22 protein-coding genes are annotated in these 22174 nt (G+C 63.9%); 4 read left to right on the plus strand and 18 right to left on the minus strand.

The annotated features are described in order from the left end of the window. Positions 1-12: 12 nt before the first annotated feature. The 5 genes from pldA to ACR64R_RS15975 all read right to left on the minus strand — a co-directional run bounded on the left by pldA (position 13) and on the right by ACR64R_RS15975 (position 5577). Positions 13-819: a 4-pyridoxolactonase gene (pldA, locus tag ACR64R_RS15955; protein WP_487357305.1), complete on the minus strand. Its 807-nt coding sequence runs from the start codon at positions 817-819 to the stop codon at positions 13-15. A gap of 48 nt (positions 820-867) precedes the next feature. Further along, positions 868-1803: a putative B6 ABC transporter permease subunit 1 gene (locus ACR64R_RS15960; RefSeq protein WP_487357306.1), complete on the minus strand. Its 936-nt coding sequence runs from the start codon at positions 1801-1803 to the stop codon at positions 868-870. Positions 1804-1806: 3 nt separating this feature from the next. Next, positions 1807-2904 carry a putative B6 ABC transporter permease subunit 2 gene (locus ACR64R_RS15965; protein ID WP_487357307.1) on the minus strand — a complete coding sequence of 366 codons (1098 nt, stop codon included), beginning with the start codon at positions 2902-2904 and terminating at the stop codon, positions 1807-1809. Then, a complete protein-coding gene (locus ACR64R_RS15970; RefSeq protein ID WP_487357308.1) occupies positions 2901-4469 on the minus strand; it encodes a putative B6 ABC transporter ATP-binding protein in 1569 nt (522 codons plus the stop codon). The genes ACR64R_RS15965 and ACR64R_RS15970 overlap by 4 nt, the downstream gene beginning before the upstream one ends. Positions 4470-4548: 79 nt before the next feature. Then, complete coding sequence (locus ACR64R_RS15975; RefSeq protein ID WP_487357309.1) at positions 4549-5577, minus strand: putative B6 ABC transporter substrate-binding protein; 1029 nt, start codon at positions 5575-5577, stop codon at positions 4549-4551. Positions 5578-5679: 102 nt separating this feature from the next. Here ACR64R_RS15975 and ACR64R_RS15980 point away from each other — a divergent pair, with 102 nt between their 5' ends. Beyond that, positions 5680-6105 carry a hypothetical protein gene (locus ACR64R_RS15980; RefSeq protein WP_487357310.1) on the plus strand — a complete coding sequence of 142 codons (426 nt, stop codon included), beginning with the start codon at positions 5680-5682 and terminating at the stop codon, positions 6103-6105. A 37-nt stretch (positions 6106-6142) separates the two neighbouring features. Here ACR64R_RS15980 and ACR64R_RS15985 read toward each other — a convergent pair whose 3' ends face one another. The 10 genes from ACR64R_RS15985 to ACR64R_RS16030 form a co-directional block, all read right to left on the minus strand. Then, on the minus strand, positions 6143-7153 hold the full coding sequence (locus ACR64R_RS15985) for an ABC transporter substrate-binding protein (protein WP_487357311.1): 1011 nt from the start codon (positions 7151-7153) through the stop codon (positions 6143-6145). A gap of 35 nt (positions 7154-7188) precedes the next feature. Continuing rightward, positions 7189-8004: an ABC transporter permease gene (locus ACR64R_RS15990; RefSeq protein WP_487357312.1), complete on the minus strand. Its 816-nt coding sequence runs from the start codon at positions 8002-8004 to the stop codon at positions 7189-7191. Next, on the minus strand, positions 8001-8831 hold the full coding sequence (locus tag ACR64R_RS15995) for an ABC transporter ATP-binding protein (RefSeq protein ID WP_487357313.1): 831 nt from the start codon (positions 8829-8831) through the stop codon (positions 8001-8003). The genes ACR64R_RS15990 and ACR64R_RS15995 overlap by 4 nt, the downstream gene beginning before the upstream one ends. 115 nt (positions 8832-8946) lie before the next feature. Next, on the minus strand, positions 8947-9876 hold the full coding sequence (gene fhmpcd1 / locus ACR64R_RS16000) for a 5-formyl-3-hydroxy-2-methylpyridine 4-carboxylate 5-dehydrogenase (protein ID WP_487357314.1): 930 nt from the start codon (positions 9874-9876) through the stop codon (positions 8947-8949). Further along, positions 9876-11510, minus strand: coding sequence for a GMC family oxidoreductase (locus ACR64R_RS16005; protein ID WP_487362460.1), 1635 nt, complete (start codon positions 11508-11510; stop codon positions 9876-9878). The genes fhmpcd1 and ACR64R_RS16005 overlap by 1 nt, the downstream gene beginning before the upstream one ends. Before the next feature lie 108 nt (positions 11511-11618). After that, positions 11619-12341: a class II aldolase/adducin family protein gene (locus ACR64R_RS16010; protein ID WP_487357315.1), complete on the minus strand. Its 723-nt coding sequence runs from the start codon at positions 12339-12341 to the stop codon at positions 11619-11621. A 70-nt stretch (positions 12342-12411) separates the two neighbouring features. Next, complete coding sequence (locus tag ACR64R_RS16015; protein ID WP_487357316.1) at positions 12412-12870, minus strand: YbhB/YbcL family Raf kinase inhibitor-like protein; 459 nt, start codon at positions 12868-12870, stop codon at positions 12412-12414. Positions 12871-12900: 30 nt separating this feature from the next. Next, entirely contained in the window at positions 12901-13491 is a 591-nt protein-coding gene (locus tag ACR64R_RS16020; RefSeq protein WP_487357317.1) for an amino acid synthesis family protein, read from the minus strand. Between the two features lie 48 nt (positions 13492-13539). Continuing rightward, positions 13540-14679, minus strand: coding sequence for an FAD-dependent oxidoreductase (locus ACR64R_RS16025; RefSeq protein WP_487357318.1), 1140 nt, complete (start codon positions 14677-14679; stop codon positions 13540-13542). A gap of 44 nt (positions 14680-14723) precedes the next feature. After that, the gene (locus tag ACR64R_RS16030) at positions 14724-15560 is read right to left on the minus strand and encodes an alpha/beta fold hydrolase (protein WP_487357319.1); all 837 of its coding nucleotides are present in this window, start codon (positions 15558-15560) and stop codon (positions 14724-14726) included. A 181-nt stretch (positions 15561-15741) separates the two neighbouring features. Between ACR64R_RS16030 and ACR64R_RS16035 the strand changes: the two genes are divergently transcribed. Further along, a complete protein-coding gene (locus ACR64R_RS16035) occupies positions 15742-16413 on the plus strand; it encodes a GntR family transcriptional regulator (RefSeq protein ID WP_487357320.1) in 672 nt (223 codons plus the stop codon). 119 nt (positions 16414-16532) lie between these two features. Beyond that, positions 16533-18095 carry a GMC family oxidoreductase gene (locus ACR64R_RS16040; protein WP_487357321.1) on the plus strand — a complete coding sequence of 521 codons (1563 nt, stop codon included), beginning with the start codon at positions 16533-16535 and terminating at the stop codon, positions 18093-18095. A gap of 334 nt (positions 18096-18429) precedes the next feature. Here ACR64R_RS16040 and ACR64R_RS16045 read toward each other — a convergent pair whose 3' ends face one another. From ACR64R_RS16045 to ACR64R_RS16055, 3 genes are all read right to left on the minus strand, one after another. Continuing rightward, a complete protein-coding gene (locus ACR64R_RS16045; RefSeq protein ID WP_487357322.1) occupies positions 18430-19185 on the minus strand; it encodes an SDR family NAD(P)-dependent oxidoreductase in 756 nt (251 codons plus the stop codon). An 80-nt stretch (positions 19186-19265) separates the two neighbouring features. Beyond that, positions 19266-20036: an SDR family NAD(P)-dependent oxidoreductase gene (locus tag ACR64R_RS16050; protein ID WP_487357323.1), complete on the minus strand. Its 771-nt coding sequence runs from the start codon at positions 20034-20036 to the stop codon at positions 19266-19268. A gap of 115 nt (positions 20037-20151) precedes the next feature. Next, positions 20152-20985, minus strand: a complete 834-nt coding sequence (locus ACR64R_RS16055; RefSeq protein ID WP_487357324.1) for a GNAT family N-acetyltransferase — start codon at positions 20983-20985, stop codon at positions 20152-20154. A 314-nt stretch (positions 20986-21299) separates the two neighbouring features. Between ACR64R_RS16055 and ACR64R_RS16060 the strand changes: the two genes are divergently transcribed. Next, positions 21300-22163, plus strand: coding sequence for a hypothetical protein (locus tag ACR64R_RS16060; protein WP_487357325.1), 864 nt, complete (start codon positions 21300-21302; stop codon positions 22161-22163). Positions 22164-22174 lie beyond the last annotated feature (11 nt).

Genomic DNA, 22174 nt, shown 5'->3' on the forward strand with positions numbered 1-22174 from the left:
GATTGGCGGCGTTCAGCCGTAGAACTGGGTGCCGGTCTTGTACGTCTTGAAGTTCTCCATGTCGTGCGAGTACATCAGCTCGGCGCCATGGTCCTCGGCAAGCTTCTTCACCTTGCGCATCGAATCGACGCCGGCGACCGGGTCGATGTGGAAAGACGCCTGGCAAAGTGTTTCAAGGCTCTTCTGCGTGTAGGCGGCGTCGATGGTGAACATGATCGGCTTGCGCTTGGAGAACTCGACCAGCAGGCTGTAGTGACCGATCGAATGGCCGGGCGTCGAGATGAGCTTGACGCCCCTGGCGAGATCGACGTCGCCGTCGATGCCCTCGAAGGTCGAGTTGGCGCGCGTCGTGCCTTCCAGCAATTGCGCGGTCGCGCCGCGCGCCTCGGCCGCCTCAGCCGAGAAGCTCAGGTCGGAATAGCCCAGATGTTCGAAAGGCTGCGGATTGCAGGCCTGCGGCACCTCCGAGCGATGGCAGATTTTCTTTGCGTGCGGAAAATACTTGTTGCCGCCGCAATGGTCGAAATGGAAATGCGAGTTGACGACGACGTCGATGTCCTTAGGCTCGAGTCCGAGCAAGGCAAGCGCGCCGGGAATGGTCTGGTGCTTTTCCTGGATCGGCTTCTCGAAAGGCAACACTTTCATCACATGGTCGTAGTCGTAGCCGGTGTCGATCAGGAACCGGCCCTCGGCATGCTCGATCAGTATCGAATAGACCGGAAAGCGCACTTCGCCGCCCGGGCCGCGATTCCAGAACACGTGATAGCCGTCGAGGACGAGCGAGCCGCCGTCGAGCAGGTAGACCTTGGTATCCGACATTGTTGCCTCCTGTTTTGGCGCGGCTCCCGTCCGCGCATGTGATTGCTGTCAGCGCGCACCGCGCTCGTATGGAATGCCGAGCGCCGCCGGCAGGCTGGCGCGCCGCCCGAACAGCACCAGCATGATCATTACCGCCAGGAATGGCAGCATCTGGATGACGTCGGTCGGTATGTTGATGCCCGCCACCTGCATGGCCGTCGTCAGCGACAGGCAGACCCCGAACAAAAGCGCGCCGAACAGCACCCAGACCGGACGGCCGCGCGCCAGCATGGCCAGCACGATGCCGAGGAAACCCGCACCGTTGGTGATGAACGGAATGAACAGTCCCGCCCCGACATTGGCGAGATAGGCGCCGCCGAGCCCGGCCAGCGCGCCGGTCGTCAGCACCGCGACCGTGCGCGTCCTGACCACGTCTATCCCGGCGACGTCGAGCGCGGCCGGCTTGTCGCCCGCCGCCTGCAGATTGAGGCCGAGCTGCGTGCGCCGGTAGAGGTGGCTCATTCCGAACACCAGCGCGACCGCCAGGTAGACGATCAGGTGATGCTTGAAGAAGGCAGGCCCGATGACAGGAATATCCGACAGCAGCGGGATAACCGTGGCGTCCGCCGCCGGCAGGCGGGGATAGCTGCGCGAGAACTGGAAATGGTGAAGCAGAGCCGTCAGTCCTTCGAGACCGAGCGTCAGCGCGATGCCGATGACGATTTGGTTCAGCCCGATGCGTACGCACAGCAGCGCCATGATCAACGCCACCGCGACGCCCCCGACAGCGCCAGTGAGGAAGCCCAGCCAAAGCGATCCGGAATAAAAGGAACCGACGAAGCCGAGATAGGCGCCGGCCAGCATCATGCCTTCGATGCCGATGTTCAGCACGCCGGCCTTTTCCGACATCTGCTCGCCGAGGCCGGCAAGCAGCAGCGGGATGGCCGCGGTGACGGCGCCGAACAGGAGCGCGCTGAGAAAGACTTCGCTGAACAGCCCGGTCATGCCTCAGGCCTTTCTCGACTGGTTGTAGCGATGGTCGAAATACTCTGCGAGAGCGAGCACGATCAGCACGATGGAGACCAGCACCAGCGTGAAATGATTGGGCACGCCAAGCCGCCGCGCTGCGCTCTCGCCGCCGATCGACAGCACCGAAAGCAGGAACACGAAACCTATCGCGGCAAAGCCGTTCATGCGGGCGAGGAACACGGCCGGAATGACCGCCAGCCCATAAGCGGGATTCCAGTCGGCGCGGACATTGCCCTGCACGCCGATGATGTCGACGGCGCCGGCCAGGCCGGCGAGCCCGGCGGAAATAGCGAAGACCGCAATGGTCAGGCCAGGCACGCCCAGCCCCGCATGAACCGCGGCGCGCGGATTGGCGCCGACGATGCGCAGCTTCAGGCCGAACGCGGTGCGCGTCATCACCAGATGCACGATGATGATCGCCGCAAGGCCGAGCAGGAGGCCGCTGGTGATGGTGGTGTCGAACAGTCGCGGCAGCCGCTCGTCCACCGGCAGCGTGCGTGTCTGCGGCACGGTCGTGCCGGGATCGCGAAAAACGAGCTTGACCAGGACATTGGCGAGCGAGGTGCCGAGGAACGTCATCATCAGCGTGGTGATGATCTCGTTGACGCCCTGATAGGCGCGCAGCAACGCGGGCACCAGCGACCAGATCACCGCCACGACCATGGCGATCAGGAATGAGCAGATGAGCGCCAGCCAAGCCGGCAAGATCTCCACTAGCACAGGAGCGCTGGCGGCGGCCGTGACGGCGCCCAGCAGGAACTGGCCGTCGCCGCCGAGGTTCCACATGCCCGAGCGGAAGGCGACGATCAGGCCGGCGGCGAGGAACAGCAGCGGCGCCATCCGCGTCAGCGTCTGTTGCACGCCCAGCGGCGAGAACAGGCCTTTCTCCAGCACATAGCCATAATAGGCGAGCGGATCGACACCGACGGCGAGCAGGATGCAGCCGGCGATGACGAGAGCGACCAGGATGGGGCCGAGCGTCATCAGCAACCGGCGCAGCATGTCACGGCGTGGAGCCGCCCCGCTCGTGGCATCGAGCGCGGTGGCGCTGACAGTGGGTGCGGTATCGATGCTCATGCGGCCAGTCCGATCATCAGGCGCCCGACCTTGGTGCGGGCATCGTCGCTATTCTCGACGGCGCCCACGAGCGCGCCGTTGGCAATCACCGCGATACGGTCGCACATGCTGAGCAATTCCTCGAGATCGGTGGAGATCAAGAGGACGGCGAGGCCGCGTGCCGCCGTGTCGCGGATGCGTTGGCGTGACGCCAGCGTGTTGGCGAGATCGAGCCCGTAGGTCGGCTTGTTGAAAATCACCACCTTCGCGCCCTCGGCCAGCTCGCGCGCCAAAAGGACCTTCTGGATGTTGCCGCCGGAGAGCCGCGCGACCGGCGTCTTGAGGCTTGGTGTACGAACATCATATTCGCGCACGAGCTCAGCGGCGCGCCTGTCGATCTCGGCACGCTGCTCGACGCCGCCGCGCCAGAAGGGCGCCGCGCCAACCTGCTTAAGGAAGAAGTTGATCGAGACCGGGAAGGTGCCTACCGTGCCTTCGCCCAGCCGGTCGTCGGTCAGGTAGCGTAGACCATGTCTGCGGCGTTCGCCGACGCTCGCAGCCTCGATGGCGGCGCCCTCCAGCCGCACCGAACCGCCGGTCGCCGCGCGCTGGCCAGCCAGGGCCTCGGCCAATTGCTTCTGGCCATTGCCGTCGATACCGGCGATCCCGAGAATTTCGCCGGGGCGGATGTCGAAGGAGATCGAAGACAGGCCCGGCGCGTTGTCGGTCGGCGCGACCGATAGACCGGCCACTTCGAGCAACGGCGCGGCATCGGCTCGGATAGTTCGGGTAGGACGCTGCGCAGCTTCGGGATCGCCCTTCTGCTTGCCGAACATCAATTCCACGATCTCCGAGATAATCTCGTGCTCACCCAGCGCGCGAAAACGCTCGGGCGGAATCTCGCCGACCTTGCGTCCGAGTTTCAGCACCGAGATGCGGTCGCCGAAAGCCGCCGCTTCCTTGAGCTTGTGGGTGATGAAGACGATCGCCAGGCCCTTCTCGGCAAGGCGGCGCATCAGCGCGCCGAGTTCCTCGATGCCCTTGGGCGTCAGCATCGAGGTGGATTCATCGAGGATCAGCAGCCGGCTGTTGCGCACCATGGCGCGCAGGATCTCGACCTGCTGCTGCTCGCCGAGCGAAAGCTCCGACACCTTGGCATGCAGCTTGACCGTGATGCCCAGGCTGCGGGTGATTTCGGCGACGCGCGCCGCGAGTTCTTCGGTCCTGGGGCGCTGCCACCAGGGCCCGCCGAGCAAGAGGTTTTCCGCCACCGTCAGCGTCGGCACCAGCATCATGTGCTGGAACACGGTGCCGATGCCCAGCGCCAGCGCATGGCGCGGCGAGGTTATCGGCGTCGGCTTGCCGTCGACCAGTATGCGCCCCTCGTCCGGTTGCTGCAGTCCCGACAACATGCCGATCAGGGTGGATTTTCCCGCGCCGTTCTCGCCGAGCAGCACATGCACCTCGCCGGGGCGGATCGACAGGTCGATGCCGTCATTGGCGACGATGCCGGGAAAGCGTTTGGTCACGCCTTCGAGCGCGACGATATCGCGCTTGCCGGCGGGCGATGAAGAAAGACTGCTCATGAAAGCCCAGCACTGGAAAAACGGGAAATATCCGGAGGGGTGAACCGATCGCCCCTCCGGAAGCAGGCTAGCGGCCGCCTTACTGGGCGACGCTCGTCATCAGCGCCCTGACGGCGGCGGCGTCATAGACCGGATCGACCTTGATCTTGCCGGAAATGACGTCCTCGCGCAGCGCCTGGATTTCGGACCAGACCTTGTCCGGGATCGCTGCGGTCTTCAGCAGCTTGACCGAGTCGTCCTTGAGGCCAATCGCATAGTGCTTGGTGCCGAAAGTGTCGGCCTTGATGTCGGCGATCATCGCCGCATAGACCGGCTCGATGTTCCACACCACCGACGACAGCAGGAAGCCCTTGTCGATCGGCGACTTGTCACCGATGACGTCGATGAAATAGACCTTGCCGCCGTCGGCAGCCTTGGTCGTCTCGACCGCCTGCAGCATGCCGAAGCTCGAGCCGTTGCCCTGGCCGAAGATGATATCCGCCCCCGAGGCGATCACGCTCTCGGTGACGCGCTTGCCGCCGGCCGCATCGCTGTAGGCGGCCGGGCCGATCACCGCATAGGTGATCTTGACGGCCGGGTTCTCGGCCTTCACGCCCTGCGCGAACGCCGCCGACTGCGAGTTCCATGACGGAGGTTCGCCCGACACGACGATGCCGACCGACTTAGAGCGCGACATCTTGGCGGCGAGACGACCGGCAAGATAGGCGCCCTGGTGGCCGCTCAGCGTATAGTCGGCGACGAGACCCTTCTCCAGGCCGTTCGGCGTATCGACGATCGCCACCGGAACCTTCAACTCCTTGGCGATTTCAGGCGCCGAGGTGTTGTAGCCGCTGGCGTGGGCGATCAGCAGGCTGGCGCCGTCGGAAGCGAGTTCCCGCAACGTCGGGCGTACGTCGCCATAGCCGAGGCCCTGGGCCACGACCACTTCGACGCCGGCGGCCTTGCCCGCCGCCTTGGCCGCATCGATGCCCTGCTGGTTCCAACCGTAATCGGTGCCTTCTTCCGGCGTCAGGATGGCGATCGACTTCACTTCGCCAGCAAGCGCACCGCCAAGCAAGACGCCACTCAGTATAATTGCACTAACACTGCTCTTCAGAACCTTTAACATTTCACCCTCTCTGTTTCGGTTTACCAATTAATATTCTTGTTGTTATTGCGCAGAAGCGAGATAGACTGCCTGAGAAAAATTTACCCATGGAGCTCAGGCAAAGTGAAGATTCGTTATATCCTCCCGGTGATGCTGGCGTTCACATCGTTCGCCAACGCGGTTGAGTTGCACCATGTCATCGTCCGCAAGGGCACCGATGGGCTCGATATGGTGCCGTTGACGATTTCGAATGCGGGCAGTGAAGGGCTGTCGTGCAATGCCGACTTCGCCCACTGGTATTCGGCCGGGATCGCGACGGTCGCGCCGGGCAAGAGCGCTCGCCTCGAGCTCTGGTTCGACCCCAAGACGGGTACGTTCACGATCCTCAACGACAAGCGCGAGAACCTGCCCGTAGAGCGGCTGTGGTGCGGTCTGTCGGGTCGCGCATATGCCACCCGCGCGCAGATCACGCTCGACCGCACCGACGCGGCGAAAGGTGAGCGCGCCGTGTCCTGCGTTATGGGGCAGGACAATCTGGTCTGCCGGTAGGCGCTCATCGACTTGCCGCTCCAACACCGCGCGCCTCTTACTTCTTCCCCAGGAACTTGTCGGTGAACACATCATCCGCCGACAGGGTGGCCTTGAGCACGCCCTGATCGGTGAGCGTCTTCAGGGTTTCCTCCCACTGCGTCTTCGTCATCCAGCCGAGGCCGTGTTCCTTGGTGTCGGAACTGGTGAAGGTCGACGCGATGTCGGCGTTGATCTGCGCCAGTAGCACGTCCTTCTTATCAGCGTAGCCAGGGGCTGCCTTGGCCGTGATCTCGGCGGCCTCTCCAGGGTGGGCAACGACATAGTCGAAGGCTTCGCTGTAGGCCTTGACGAAACGGGCGACGACGTCGGGCTTGTCCTTGATCATCTTCTCCGAGGTGAACAGGCCGGAGCCATAGGCCTTCCAGCCATGATCCGCGCCCATCATGATGCTGAGGGAGCCGGGACCGCCGGCCTTGGCTTCCAGTTCGGGAACCTCGGCGTCGACATAGCCGACCACCGTCTGGACCCGGCCAAGCAGAAGATAGCTTTCATAGGGCGGCGAGACGCTGTTCAGTGTCATGTCCTTCTCGGTCAGGCCATTGGCCGCCAGGAAGCCCTTGAAGAAGATGTAGGTCGAGCCGGCCGGATGAATGCCGATGGTGAGGCCCTTGAGGTCGGCCGGCTTGGTGAGCTTCACCGTCTTGGCCAGCGAGATGATGGCCAGCGGCGAGTGCTGGTTGACGGCGGCCACCGCGACGACCGGGACATTCTGCGAACGGGCGACGGCGAGCGTTGGAAGATCGCCGAAACCGAAATCCGCGTTTCCATTGCCCACCAGCCGCATGGCGTCGGGTGAGCCCGACCCCTTGCGGATCTCGGCGACGTCAATGCCGTTCTTGGCGAAGAAGCCCTTTTCCTTGCCGACAAAGAACATGGCGTGGTTGCCGCGCACCACCCAGTCGAGCTGGACATTGATCTTGTCGGCCGCCAAGGCCGCATTCGAGAACCCAAGCACACCGGCGGCCGCAGCGACGGCGACTGCCTTGATAAGTGAGCGTCTGAGCATTTTTTGTTCCCTTCTTGTGAAGTCGGTTGATGGGCCTAGGCTTGGCTGAATTTCGGCGCCCATGGCACCACGATGCGTTCGAGAATCTCGGCTGCGTAGTAGAAGGCGATGCCCAGCACCGAAACGAGCAGCAGCGCCGCGAAGACCAGCGCGGTGTCGAGCTGCGTCGAGGCGAACTGGATGACGTATCCCAGCCCGTCCGAGGCGCCGGCGAATTCACCGACGATGGCGCCGATGACGCTCAACGTGGCGGCTATCTTGGTTCCCGCCATCAGGTTCGGCAGCGAGTGCGGAACGCGGATCCTGAACAGGATCTGCGTCGGGCTGGCGCCGACCGAATTCATCAGCGACAGCAACGAGCGATCGACCGACTGCATGCCCGCCAGCATCGACAAGGTCACCGGGAAGAATGCTATGACCAGGATCAGGCCGATCTTGGGCGCGAGCCCGTAGCCGAACCAGAGGATGAAGATCGGCGCCAGCGCTACCTTGGGCACGTTCTGAAACAGGACCACCAGCGGATAGAGCGCTCGCCCCAGCCAGTCGAAGCGCACGATGACCAGCGCGATGATGACGCCGACGACGACCGAAACAAGGAAGCCGAACAGAATCTCGCCTGCCGTCACCAGCGTCGCCTGCATGAGCGTCGCCCATTGCGCGACCAGCGATCGCGCAATCTCGGACGGGGCGGGAATGATGAAGGCGGATATGGCGAAGATCCGCACCACGGCTTCCCATGCCACGATCGTCGCCAGCAGAAGTATGACCGCCGGCAGCCAACTGCCTGTCGCCGCGCTCCAGCTCGCGGCAAACCGCGACTCGGGGAGATTGGTGAAGGGTTGGTCGCTCATGACGCGCCTCCCGGCTGATGGCTGGCGCGCAGCATCGTGCGCAATTGAACCACGAGCCTGACGAACTTCGGATCCTCGGTCACCGACAGGTCGCGTGGATAAGGCAGGTCGATATCGAGGCTTTCGGTGATCCGTCCCGGCTTGATGCCCAGGACGTGGACATGGCGGGAAAGATGAATGGCTTCGTCGATGGAGTGGGTGACGAGCACGATGGTCTTGCCGGTGCGCTGCCAGATCTCCAGGAGCGACTGGCCCATCTGGTCGCGGGTGATGGCGTCGAGCGCGCCGAACGGCTCATCCATCAGCAGCACCGCCGGGTCGAGCGCCAGGGCTCGCGCGATGGCCACGCGCTGGCGCATGCCGCCGGACAGTTCATGGGGCCGCTTGTGGGCGCTGTCGCCCAGTCCCACCAGTTCCAGCATCTCTTGGCCTCGCGCCCGCAAATCCGCGCGCGAGAGCGACTTGTCGGCAATGCCCAGCAACATCGATGCGTTGTCGACGGCGTTTTTCCAGGGAAGCAAATTGGCCTCTTGGAAGACGAGGCCGATCATGCGCTTGCGCGTCGCCTCGACCGGCGAAAGCCCGGCGATCGAAACGTTGCCGCTTGTCGGAGCGACGAGTCCGGCCAGAACCTTGAGCAGGGTGCTCTTGCCACAGCCGGAAGGCCCGATGAGTGAGACGAACGAGCCCTTCGGTATCGCAAGATCGATATTCTGCAGAACCAGTTGCCTGGTCAGCGTCACCGAGACGCCCTTGGCGGAGATCAGGTCGTCATGGCGTATATGGCTCGGGCGGCCGCCCGAGGCTCTGATGGTCTCAATACGCATGGCTCACCTCCGGGTCCGCCGGCTTCGGGCCGTCAGCCAGGGCGGGCCTGGCATAAGCGGCCGCCCTCGTGAACGTCCCGACCCGACCGGCCTTATGAGCATCACGGGTCATCGGCTACTCCCGGCCTTCCAGGATGCGCCGTACCGCGACGAGCTTGCGCGCCCGCTCGGCTTGCAGCGCCTTGATCTGCTCGGGTGTGTAGGAGAACATGCCCTCGCCGGACTTGAGGCCGAACTTCGACGCGTTGGTCTTTTCCAGGACCATGGGCGCGACATCGTCGCGGTTGGAAAGATCGGCGTTGAGGAAGGACGAGACGGACTTGTAGATATCGAGGCCCGCCATATCGAGCAGCGCCATCGGCCCGATCACGGCGATCTTGTAGCCGATGCCCCAGGATACGCATGTGTCGAGGTCTTCCGGTTCGATGACGCCTCTCTCGACAAGGTCGACCGCCTCGCGCAGCAGCGCATAGAGCACGCGGTTTTCGACGAAGCCCGGAACGTCCTTCTTCACCACCACCGGCAGCAGGCCGATCGAGCGGATCAGGTCGCGGATGGTCGCCACTGTCTGCGGCGCGGTCTTCTCGCCGGCGACCACCTCGATCATCGGGATGATATGCGGTGGGTTCGACCAGTGCATGCCCACCATCCGTTCCGGATGCGAGATATGCGCCTGCAGCTTGGTGATCGGGATGCCCGACGTGTCCGACGCCACGATCGTGTCCGCCGCTATCAGGCCATCGATCATGCGATAGACATCGGCCTTGATCGAAATGTTCTCGGGCACGTTCTCTATGACGAGGTCGGCGCCGGATACCGCATCGCCTATATCATCGGTCAGGCGAACCGTTCCGGGGCCGTCCGACGGTGCCAAGACGCCCAGTGCGTCGAGCACGGACTCGGCGGTGCTCAGCATCGATCGCGCGCGCTCGATCGCGGTCGGGGCGACATCGTAGGCGGTCACATGCAGGCCGCCCCTGGCGAGCCGCGCGGCCATGCCCGGCCCCATCGTGCCCAGACCGATTATGGCGATACGCTGGATCATCACGCTGCCCTGCTTTCCGTTGCTGCTCTTGTCGCGGCGATGAGGTCGGCCGCCTTCTCGGCGATCATGATCACTGCCGCGTTGATGTTCCCGCAGACCAGGTCGGGCATGACGGAAGCATCCACCACGCGCAGGCCCTCGATGCCGCGAATTCGCAGCTCCGGGTCAACGACCGAGGCCGCGTCCGCACCCATCCTGCAGGTGCCTGCCGGATGATGCACGGTGATGGAGGTCTTGCGGATATGCTCGTCGATCTCGTCGTCGCTCTGGCACTGGGGACCGGGAAAGAATTCCGCCGCGATGAAGGGCTGCATGGAAGGTTGCGCCGCGAGATCCCTTGCCACCCGGAAACCGGCCCGCAGCGATTGCCAGTCCCTGGGCGAGGCCAGGAAGTTCTGGTGAATCAGGGGCGCCGCGAAAGGATCGGCCGATGCCAGCTTCACCGAGCCGCGGCTCTCGGGCTGCGTGGCCACGACGCGCGTTGCGAAACCGTCCGGAAACGGCGCCTTGAATGGCTTGAAATAGGGCCATGCGGCGAGCGGAGCCGCCGTGAAGAGCAGTTGCACATCCGGCAACGGCCGCTCCGGACCGCTTTTCAGGAAGGCGACGACTCCGCCGGGCACGTCGCCCGAAAAACCGCGCCCTGTAAGGTAGGTCTTGACGAAGTCCAACCCGATGCGATCGGCGCGCATGTTGTGCAGGAACGGACCCGGATTGCGGCGCCGGTACATGAGAATGACCGAGACGTGGTCCTGCAGGTTCTTGCCGACCGCGGGCAGGCCGACCCGCGTCTGGATGCCATGCGCCGCAAGTTCAGCCGGCGCGCCGATGCCGGACAGCATCAGCAGTTGCGGCGTGTTGATCACCCCGCCCGAAAGCAGAACTTCCTTGCGTGCAATGATCGTCCGTTCGCTGCCGCGATGGCTTATCGCCACTCCGGTGGCGCGCGTGCCTTCCAGGATGACCTTCGTCGCCGTCGCATCGGTAAGAACGGTCAGATTGGGCCGCCGCAGGACCGGCCGCAGATAGGCCGACGCGGTCGAACTGCGCCGACCCTTGGAGATCGTCATCTGGAGACGTCCGAAGCCCTCCTGCCGCTCGCCATTGTAGTCGTCCGTCTGGGGGTGACCTGCCTCCACGCTGGCCTGCGCGAACGCCTCGATCAGCGGGTCCTTGTAGCGGCAGAACTGGGTATTCACCGGACCGGAGCCGCCGCGAAAATGGCTCTCGCCCCGTTCCCAGCTTTCCTGCTTCCGGAAATAGGGCAGGACCTTGTCATACGACCAGTCACGCAGCCCGCTGGCGGCCCAGCGGTCGTAGTCGCCGCGATTTCCGCGCACATAGGCCATGGCGTTTGTCGACGACGATCCGCCAATGACCTTGCCGCGCGCGCACTCGACCTTGCGCCCGCCGACATTGTCTTCCGGCTCGCAGAAATACATCCAGTCGTGGCGACGCTCGGTCAGGATCTTGCCCCATCCGAGCGGTATATGGATCATGGGGTCGCGGTCCCAGCCGCCGGCCTCGAGCAGCAGCACCGAGCAGCGGGGATCGGCGCTCAGCCGATTGGCGAGCACGCAACCGGCCGATCCGGCCCCAACGATGATGTAGTCGTAGCTTTGCGCGTGCGGCATGATGCGTTTCATTGCCTTCGTCCGACGCCGGGGCGCCAGGGAACTGTTGGAACCTGGAAATCCCGGCACGGGCCGGGACCGCCTGGGTATTTCACAAGGCGACCGGCACTAGATCAGGCCAGCCTCTTTCAGACGCTGCGACCAGTGGTTCCATCCACGATCGATTTGGGCGCCGACCAGCTTTCCCGCCGTCTTGACCTCGCCTGGCGACAGATACTTGATCTTGCCGATCTGCAGGCCGGCCGTGAGCGCCTTCGCTTCCTGCTCGAGATAGAAGGCCCGGAAGACGACCTCGCGCACCGAATTGCCGACATTGACGACGCCATGGCGAGCCATCAGGACCACCGTTTGGTCGCCGAGGCTTTTGGCGATATCCGCGCATACATCGTGGCTGCCGCCGAAGAGATCCGTCTCGTCGCCGTGCTTGTCACGGATCTCATAGACCGGAACCGACTCGCCCATGAAAGCTCCCATATGGGTGACCGGCCGAAGCGGTGTGTCGACGAAGCAATAGGGCAGCACGGCGGGGGAATGCGTGTGGAGCACGCACTGGACGTCGGGCCGAGCCTTGTAGATCTCGCTGTGGATGTAGCGCTCCAGGTAGGAAGGTCGGTTGTCTGACGTTTCGCCTTCAAGATTGAAACGCTGGATGTCGTCGGTGGTTATCAGGCTCGGAGCGAGCTTCTGAGCCAGGAAGAAGCTTTCAGGGTCCTCCGGGTCGCGGGCACTGATGTGCCCGAACGTATCCAGGATGCCTTCATTCAGAAGGATCTTCGTCGCCGTGACCAGTTCTTCGAAGACCTTCCGGCGCACTGGGCTGTTGTCCTTCATTCCAATTCTCCCATTGCGCGGTGACGGCGACCATTCTTGTTTTTGTTATCGGTCGCACGCACCGCGGATTTCACTTGTTTTCGTAGAGGCCGACGATCCGGTTCTGCTCGACGATGTTGCCGGCATATTTCTGCAGGAACTCCTCCCGGGTGGGCGAGCCTTCGACCTTCGTGTCCAAGGCATAGACCCAGAAGTAGTAGTGATGAATTCCATGGCCGGCAGGCGGTTGCGGCCCGTAATATTGCTTGTGGCCGGCGCCGTTGGGTCCGACGCGGAACCTCTCCTGGGCGTCCGAAAGGTCGGTGGTCGACGGATCGATGCCGTACACCACCCAGTGGGTGAAGCCGTTAGCCAGTGGCGCGTCGGGATCGTGACAGATGACGGCGAGTTCCTTGGCGCCGGCCGGCACGCCGCTGACCGTCAGCTTCGGCAGGACGTTGCCCTTGTCGCCGGCGTGTTCGTCGCGCAGTTTCCCTAACGGCTGGAAGTCCGCCGACGTGATCTTGAGGTCCTTGATATTCAGGGGCATTCAACTTGTCCTCTATGAAAATCGATCGGCCTAAACGGCGGCCTGGAGGTCGGCGACGGCCTTGCCGCCGACGCGCTGATGCACGCGCGAACCGGACGCAACCGCGACACAGATCAGGAGTTCGTCGGGGCGCGGACCGTCCGGCACGGCGAAGGTGACTGCGTCATAATGCGAGCGGATATAGAGCTCGTCCTTGTGGGCAAGCGGGATGTCGATGGCCGTACCGGCCGCGGCCACCTTGCTGGCCGACGATATCCAGGCCTTGCCGCCGCCTACCTGTTGACGAAACGGGTCGCCGAACGCCGTGGTGATGCAGGCAACGACATGTTCCTGCTCGCCTGCCGTGCCTGCTATACCACCCTTGCCGTAACTCTCGACCGGCCTGTTGCCCAATAGGGCCGCGGCCCGCTCGCCAAGCGCATGGCCGATCGCCGGGCTGGGTTCGATTAGGTCCGACAGGTCGGCGACGAACTTTCCGGCGAAGGGGTTGCGTATGATGACGCCGACCGCGGCCTTGACGAGACTGACGCCCGGTGTTCCGCCGTCGTGGCGGATCTCGTGAATGGTGGAATACCAGCCCCGCACGTCGTAATTCTTCTCAACTTCCACCGAATAGTCCATTCATGTCTCCCGAGCGGCGCGCAGCCTCTACGCGCGAAAATTGTCCGGTTATTGCGGCCACGAATACACGCGGCGAAGCGGATCGTAGCGGGCTGCCTCGAGGGCTGCCGGCGTGAACATGTTTCCCTTGGAAAGCGAGCGGTTCGCGGCGTAGTCGCCGGACAAGGCCTGGCAGCGATCGGTGATCGGGCGAATGCGCGTCTCCCAGGCGACTAGCGCATCCTCGACCGAGGAGCCCTCCTCCAGGTCCTGCGACAGGCTGAAGGCGTTGACCATGGCGCAGCCGGCGCCCTGGGCAAGTGCGGGACACATGGCATGGGCGGCGTCGCCCACCAGCGCAACCTTGCCTCTCGTCCAGCTGTCCAGCTTGTTCGTCTGGTACGTGTCGTACCGCGCGGTCTCGAGCTTTGCTGCTTCGACAAGGCACGGCTCGAGGAAAGGGAACATCTCGACCCAGACCTCGAGATCCAGCGGAACTTTCGATCCGCGCGGATCGGCGGCGGGCGCCATCAGGCCCAGATACAGTTCGTTCTCGTTGCAAGGCGAGTAGAGGATACGTTGGACACGCGGCCAGAAGTTCCACATATCGATGGTGTTGTCCCACTCGCCGTGGCCGAGCTCCTTCTTCTTGCGCGGGACGATCAGCCGGATAATTCCATCCTTCGACATCCAGCGGTCCTGCTTGAATCCGATTGAATCCCTGACCTTGGACCCCACGCCGTCCGCGCCGACGATCAGGTCGGCCTCCAGAACCTCGCCGGTCTGGAGGGTCAGGCGGCCTTCCGGGTCGGCGGCAACCGCCTCGGAATCGACGCGGATATCGATCCCTAGGGCACGAGCGCGGTTGACGAGAGCGTTATGCAAATGGCTGCGCGTCATGATGCGCCAGGGAAGGCCGTTGAACGTCTCCCTGGAGATCGATTTGTTATGCATCCAGGTTTCGTAGGTCGGAGGCGTATGCGATCCCTGGAGAACGTCGTCCAGGGCGCCCAGCCCTTCGAGCACACGAAGGCCATTGTGCCAGAGGTAGATGCCCGCGCCGAACGCCCGGAGCTCGGAGCTTTTTTCGTGCAGCCTGACGTCCCAGCCGCTCTGCTTGAGGGCGATGGCGGCTGTCAGACCGGCAAAGCCGCCGCCTGCGACCTCGGCGCGACGCGTCTTGCCCGGAGTTCTGTTTACATTAGCCATTTTCTATCCTGATGCTGCATGCAAGAAGACGGCGCGATGGGCCGTCAGGCGTCGATGAAGTTTGTGATGGCTTTCAACGTGATCTCGGGAGAAACCTCGTTGACATAGTGGTCGGCCCCGGGGACGACCACGACGGGCAGATCGGGCCGCAACTGGCTGGTCTTTGCCAGCGCTGCGGCCGAAACCAGCTTGCTCTGTTCGCCACGGACGATGAGGACGGGCTTCGCCACGTCGCGGTAAGCCTGCGTCAGGTCCGCGCGAAGTCCCTTGGCGGTCTGAGCCATTGCCGTGGGCGACGCCAAGGGACGCAGGCCGCCTTCGACCCGCTGATAGCCGCTTTCGGCCCTGATCCTGATGGCGTCGGCGGGAATATTCGGATAGCGGCCTGCGAGATATGTCTGGACGTCCTCGATGTCCCTGAAAACCCGGTCTCCGGCGTTCACCCGGCTCTCCAGGGCGTCGAGCGCTTCAGTCTCGATGTAGGGAGTGAAGTCGATCGCGATGACGGACCGCACCAGTTCTGGATTTCTCGCTGCCACGGTTACCGAGTTCCTGGCGCCGAGCGAATGCCCGACGAGGATGGCGGGGCCTCGTCCGAGCGTGCGTATCAGGCTGGCGATGTCGTCCGCGTAGTCATTCGCCTCGTAGCCGCTTGCGGGCTTGTCGCTGAGACCATGCCCTCTCTGGTCGACAGCTACAGTCGTGAAGCGATCCGAGAGCCGAGCCATCAACGGCGCGAAGACCGCGGAGTTGGAGGTTATGCCATGGAAGAAAAGCATCAACGGGCCGGCACCGCTCTCGCGCACATTCAAGACGATGCGATCGGTTTCCACACGTCGCGAACCAACCTGGCTGGAAAGTATGTTTGCCACCACGTTCATGGTCCCCGGCGCTGCTGCTTTCTCACATAAGAGGATCATACAACCACGAGGGCGTCAACACGGATTGTCTGACATTCTTGCAATCTTAAGAATTGACAATCCTGCTATTCCCGCTGTCCAATGTCCGCAGCGTCGCATATGATGCGCCGGAGTCCGACCCTGAGCCGATGAGACGTAACCGATGCCGCCTGAACTGAATTTGCGGATTTCGCCACGGACAGTGCAGCAGGAGACTGTCGACAAGCTGCGGCTCGCCATCCTGTCCGGCCTGTTCCAGCCGGGAAGCCGCCTTATTGAAAGCCAGTTGTGCGCACAGCTCGGCGTCAGTCGCCCCTCGCTAAGGGAGGCATTGCGCAGCCTCGAGGCCGAACGCCTGATCGAGATCGTGCCCAATCGCGGGCCCGCGATACCAGAGCTTTCCTGGAAAGAGGCAACCGCCATCTACGAGGTGCGAGAGCTGTTGGAGGTGGAGGCGGCCGGGCGATGCGCGTCGAGAATACCAACGGAGCAGTTGCACGAGCTTGAGAGATCGCTTTTGGCGTTCGAGGAAGCCGCCTCGAGCAATGACAGCGTAGCCCAAGTCATGACCGCGGCCGATTTCTATTCGATCATCCTCGCGAATTGCGGCAATCCCATACTTGAGGAAGTCCATCGCGGCCTGGTGGCCAGGATCAGCTTTTTTCGAGGACGGTCGATGTCCTTGGAGGGCAGAGCGCAAAGCAGCCTGGCGGAGATGCGGGAGATATACGAATCCATTGCCGCCGGCGACGAGAAAGCCGCTCGCAAGGCCTCGAAACGGCACCTTATGAAGGCGAAGGCGGCGGCAAAGATGTCTATGAACAGCGAGAGCTGAGGTCTCCGGCGCGGGGGCGTCGGCTGAAGTCTTGAAATCCTTTGCGGTGTTTTCGGATCCCACCTCCGCTCGACCGGGATCAGCGAACCCGCGCGTCAACACAGAACGACGGAGTGGAGATGACCAAGGAGATTGGTGGGCGCGGACCGAGTGCCGATGTCGTCATCGTCGGGGGCGGGTCGGCCGGCACGTTGCTTGCCGCGCGGCTGAGTGAAGAGCCGACGCGCCGTGTCCTGCTGATCGAGGCGGGCGAGGAGGCAGCCGACCCCGACATCTGGAATCCCGCCGCATGGCCGATGCTTCAGGGCCGCAGCTACGACTGGGACTACCGCACGGAGCCGCAAGCCGGCACCGCGGGCCGGGTCCATCACTGGGCGCGCGGACGGTTGATCGGCGGCTCGAGTTGCCTGCATGCGATGGGCTACATGCGCGGCCATCCCTCGGACTTCCAGGCGTGGGTCGACGCGACCGGCGATCGCCGATGGAGCTGGGATGAGCTGCTGCCGGTTTTCCGGGCGATCGAAGATCACCCGCTTGGCGGCGACGGCACTCACGGCAAGGGCGGGCCGTTGCCGGTCTATTTGCCGACGGACGAAGTAAGTCCGCTTGCCCGTGCCTTCATCGAGGCAGGCGCGTCGTTGGGATTGCCTCGCCTGGTGGGTCATAACGGCGGTGAAATGATCGGCGTCACCCCGAACTCTCTGAACATCCGAGACGGGCGGCGGGTCACAACGGCCGACGCGTGGCTCACAAAGGCTGTCCGGGACCGCAAGAACCTGTCCATACTCACGGGATCCCGCGTGCGACGGCTGAAGCTGGACGGCAATCAGGTCGGCAGCCTCGAGGTCGTCGGACGGCACGGCTCCGTCGAAGTCCTTGCCGGTCAAGTCGTCCTTTGCGCCGGAGCGCTGGAGAGTCCGGCCTTGCTGATGCGCTCGGGCATCGGTCCTTCCGATATCCTCGATAGTGCCGGCGTCGGCTGCTCGATCGACATGCCGGAAATCGGCCGAAACCTTCAGGACCATCTGCTTGGCGCGGGCAATCTCTATGCCGCCCGCAGGCCGGTTCCGCCATCGCGCCTCCAGCACTCGGAATCGATGGCCTATATGAGAGCCGGGAACTTCACCGCTGCCGGGCAGCCCGAAATTGTCGTCGGTTGCGGCGTGGCGCCGATCGTGTCCGAGCGCTTTCAGACGCCCGCCGCCGGCACAGCCTACTCGCTGCTGTTCGGCATCACTCACCCAACGAGCCGCGGCAGCCTGCGCATAAGCGGACCGGAGCTCGACGATCGGTTGATCATCGACCCGGCATATCTGCAAACCGGTCGCGACCGCGACCTGTTTCGCCAGGCGCTGGAGGCCGCACGGACAATCGGACATCGAGACGAACTCGCCGATTGGCGGGAGCGCGAACTCCTGCCGGGCGCCCTGAACGGGGCGGCCGAAATTGACGACTTCATCGCACGGTCGGTCATCACACACCATCATCCCTGTGGCACGTGCAGAATGGGCAAGGATCCGAACGCCGTCGTCGACGCGGACCTGCGGCTCAAGACGCTCGACAATCTCTTTGTCGTGGACGCCTCGATCATGCCCAACCTCACCGCCGGGCCGATTCACGCCGCGGTGCTCGCAATCGCCGAGACTTTCGCACGGCGGCATCGGGAAATCCTGCAATCTTGACTTGAGCTGCTAATGCGCCGGTCCGCGCTCGAGAGACATTGTGCTCGAGCGGCTCCGCGAACATCTCGGCGACTGGCTTCGCGCCGCGTCATCAGGCCGTCACGGCGCTGGCTGGCCAGCCGCGACGGCCCCGCGAAACCGACAAGGAGCGGAAATCGAACCGTGTTTTGTACAGGCCTTCGCCCATCGAACTCCGTGCAGTCGAAGCCGAACTGGGTGGCGACGCGAAACTGGGCGCGCGAACATGTCGGAGCTTCTTCCGTAAAACTCAAGCGCTCCGCCGTGGAGCGGGATCAAGATGCAGAACACATGCAGCGCGACATCCTGCTCTAGGTCATCCCTTGCGTTCCTGGAGGATGTTGCCGCCATCCACGACGAGAACGGCGCCGTTGACATAGCTGGCTTCGTCGGATGCCAGAAACAACACGGCGGCAGCGACTTCCCCAGGGCTGCCGGCGCGTCCGAGCGGCGTGTTGCGGGCGGCGGCAAGTTCCTCCGGCGTCGAGGCGCCCGTTGCGATCCAGCCCGGCGCCACGGCGTTGACCGTGACGCCGCTTCTGCCGACCTCCAGGGCAAGCGCGTGCGTCAGCCCGATCATGCCGGCCTTGGCCGCGGAATAGGCGGCCTCGCCTTCGTTGGACACGTAGGGCCCCGTCACCGAGGCCATGTTGACGACCCGCCCGTGGCCGCGCCGCACCATGCCGGCCAGGAATCCGCGTGTGCTCAAGAAGGCGGTTTTCAGGCTGACATCGATGCCGCGATCCCAGTCGCTTTCGCTGAGGTCGAGAAATCTTCTTTGCAGCGCCGGCTGGGCAACGGTGCCCATCCCGGCATTGTTGACGAGAATGTCGATTTCACCGGCCTCGGAGCGCAAACGCTCGACATCGCCCGAGAGCGTCAAGTCGGCCATGAGAGCGCGGACATCGAGCCCATCCGCCCGCAGTTCCTGCGCCCGTTGCTCCACTCGCGCGGACGAAGCGGTGATGACGACCGAAAGACCGGCCTCGCCCAGCGCGCGCGCGGTCGCGATCCCGATGCCGTCGGCGGCCCCCGCGCCGGTCACCAGCGCCTTGCGAGATTTGCGAAACAAGATCATTTCCTCCCCACGACGCAAGCGCCGGCATGCCGGCCCGGGCAAACATACCCGCGATGAACCCGATCCCGCGCTTTTCAGTAGCCGGCGCTGACGCCGAAATCGATCGAAAGCGCGGCTCCGGTGATCGGCGCCGCGACCGGCTGGCAAAGATAGTGGATGAAGGACGCGATCTCTTCCGCCTGGATGAATCTTGCTTTGTCCCCTTGCGGATAATGCCCCAGAAGCCGGCGCTTGTAGCCCTCGGGGTCGTCTCCACCATAAGTCCTGGCCTGATATTCGATCATCGGCGTTGCCGTGTCGCCCGGACAAACCGCGTTGACCCTGATGCCTTGCGGGGCGAGTTCCAGGGCTAGAGCCTTGGTCAGCAGCACCAGTCCGCCCTTCGAGGCGCAATAGACGGCTGCCCCGTTATTGCCGACGAGACCGGCGTCGGAGGCGATATTGACGATCACGCCTTGCGCCGCCGACAGATGCGGGATGGCCGCCGAGATCAGGAAGAACGCGCCCTTGAGATTGACGTCCAGCACGAGGTCCCACTGCTCTTCCTCGACGCAGTCAGCCGCGCCCTCCAGCCAGACGCCGGCGGCATTGACGAGAATGTCTATCGCGCCGCCCCAGTCCTTGGCCTTGCCCACCACCTCGCGGCAGGCGGCGACGGAGCGTATATCGAGTGGCAAGCCGATCGCTTCCGCGCCGGTAGCCGCGATCGTCGCGACGGCGGCGTCGAGTTTGGGGCCGGGAAGATCGGCAAGCGCGATCCGCTCGCCGTCGGCAGCGAGACGTATTCCGGCCGCCAGACCCATGCCCCCGGCGCCGCCGGCGATCAGGACCGTTCTACCAGCCATTCGATAACCTCCACGGAACGCAGCGCCCCCGGCCAACGCAAACCACGTCATTGCTATATGTCGCATGGGCCAGCCAGGCAAAACAATGGTCTCAACGGCTTGGGCTGGCGGCCGCTCATCCCAACTCGAGCGTCGTGATGCCGAAAACCATAGACGGCGCGTTGCCGGGCTTGCCGCCCTTGTACATGCGCGTCGTCGTGAAGCCCGGAACCATGCCGGCGGCCTGCAGCATGGCGGTGAATTGAACCTGGCTGACCGGCACGTCGATATGCAATGCCTCGTTGCCGACCCTGCCCGCAAGGTCGGCCGCCAGGGCCAGGGCAACATCCGACCGGTCGGCGAACAGGGGGCCGACCTTGAAGCCTTCCCGGCACCGGCGCGCCACGCCATAGCCGGCGACACCGCCGAAGCCGGCTGAGAGGAGCGCAATCCGCGGCTGCCGCAGCCACTCGCCAAGAAAGGTTTCCCGCGCTGCGGGGAAGCACTGGCGATCATAGGCGAGTATCCCGGCCACGTCGCCTGCCGTTATGGGGCGTATATCGCCGCCGTTTGGCAAGCCGGCGGGCCTGCGGCTGTAGCGGACGGTCTCATAGACTGGCACGAAGCCCATGCGCTGGTAGTTGGCCCGCTGCTCTGCCACCCCGTCGAGACCGATGATGCGGTTGCCGAGACGCGCCATGCCGGCGTCCCAGACCGCCTTGCCATGACCTTCGCCGCGCCTGTCGGGACGGCAGATATAGAGGCCGATGAAGCCGAAATCCGGGCCGTATGCGACGGCCGAGATGCCGGCCAGCATCTCGCCGCCAACGAAGGCGCCGATGAATCCTTCCGGATCGGCTGCCCGGAACGCAGCGGCATCGCCAATGCCAGGATTCCACCCTTCCCTCGCCGCCCAGTCGACGAGCGTTTCCACTTCGCTGGCGGTCAGTGTCCGGATGGTTCTCGGCATCGTCTCACTCTGTGGCGGGGATGGTCGAGCACCAGGATAGGCCGCCATCCGCTGACTGCAAAGGCCGCGCGAACGCCATCGGCATGCCCTGGCCGGTGCCAGCCTGCCGGCCGACGCGGCAGATAGGCGACACGCAGGCGACGGTCGAGGATGGACCGGACTGTTATGGAGACGGTTTGCCGAACTCATGCAATGAGTTAGCAACGAAATCGCCGCCTAGGCGTTCGTTGTTCCTATGGGCGACTGGACACGATCGGCGAAGGCTGGAAATCTTCATTTGTCGTTGCTTGAAATCGCCCGGAGTACCGCAGGAAATGCCGCTGAGTGCCGCAGAGATCGCCCGTCATCCGGCAGCGCTTCGCTGCATCCAGGAGCAGGCGCGCGCGCTCATCCATATATACGAAACAAGCCCGCGGCTGGCCGCCGTGTTCGCCACCCAGCAGCGCTGGCTTCTTGCTCATGCCGGCCTGGCTCTGCATTTCCGGCGCGACCCCAGTGACCGTCGCACCGAAATGACGATGGCGCGGTTCATCGAGGTCGTGCGCCGCAATTCCGTGGCCAGCCGCAATACGGCCGAGGCCTTCGTCAAGGAGATGCTACGCTACAACATCGCCGAATATGTTTCGGCCAGCGGTGACGGCCGCGCCCACCCAATGCGGGTCACTGAGGGCACCATCCAGACCTTCACCGGCTGGATCCATGCGCATCTGAGAACGCTCGACCGCATGGACGGCGGAAACCGGCTGTCGGCTTTCCTCGATCGACCCGAAATGCTGCCCAAACTGCAGCCGCTGATCGCCGACGGATTGCTGGCAAGCCAGGACGTGCGGGAGCCCGGGCAGACCTTCTCGTTGTTTATCTGGCTAAATAACGGCGGCATCGTCATGGACTGGCTTATGTCCGGTATCGATCCGGAGGACGTCCATCTCGACAGGATACCGACCAGCGTCATCTCGGTCAGTGAGTTCGCGCATTGGCTGAAGCTGTCGCGCACCCACCTGGCGCGAAAACTCAACGATGCCGAGGCGCTGGGCAGTATCGGCTGGGTCGGCCAGCGCGGTCATTCCGTCATGTGGGTTTCGCGCCAGTTCTTCGACGAATACATGGCTGTGCAGGCGTCCAAGCTCGCCGTCGTCGACGAGGCCTTTGCCGCCAGCATGAGACACACGACCGCCTGACCGTCTCGCAT

The sequence above is a fragment of the Mesorhizobium sp. MC2-1-1 genome, from assembly GCF_057597255.1.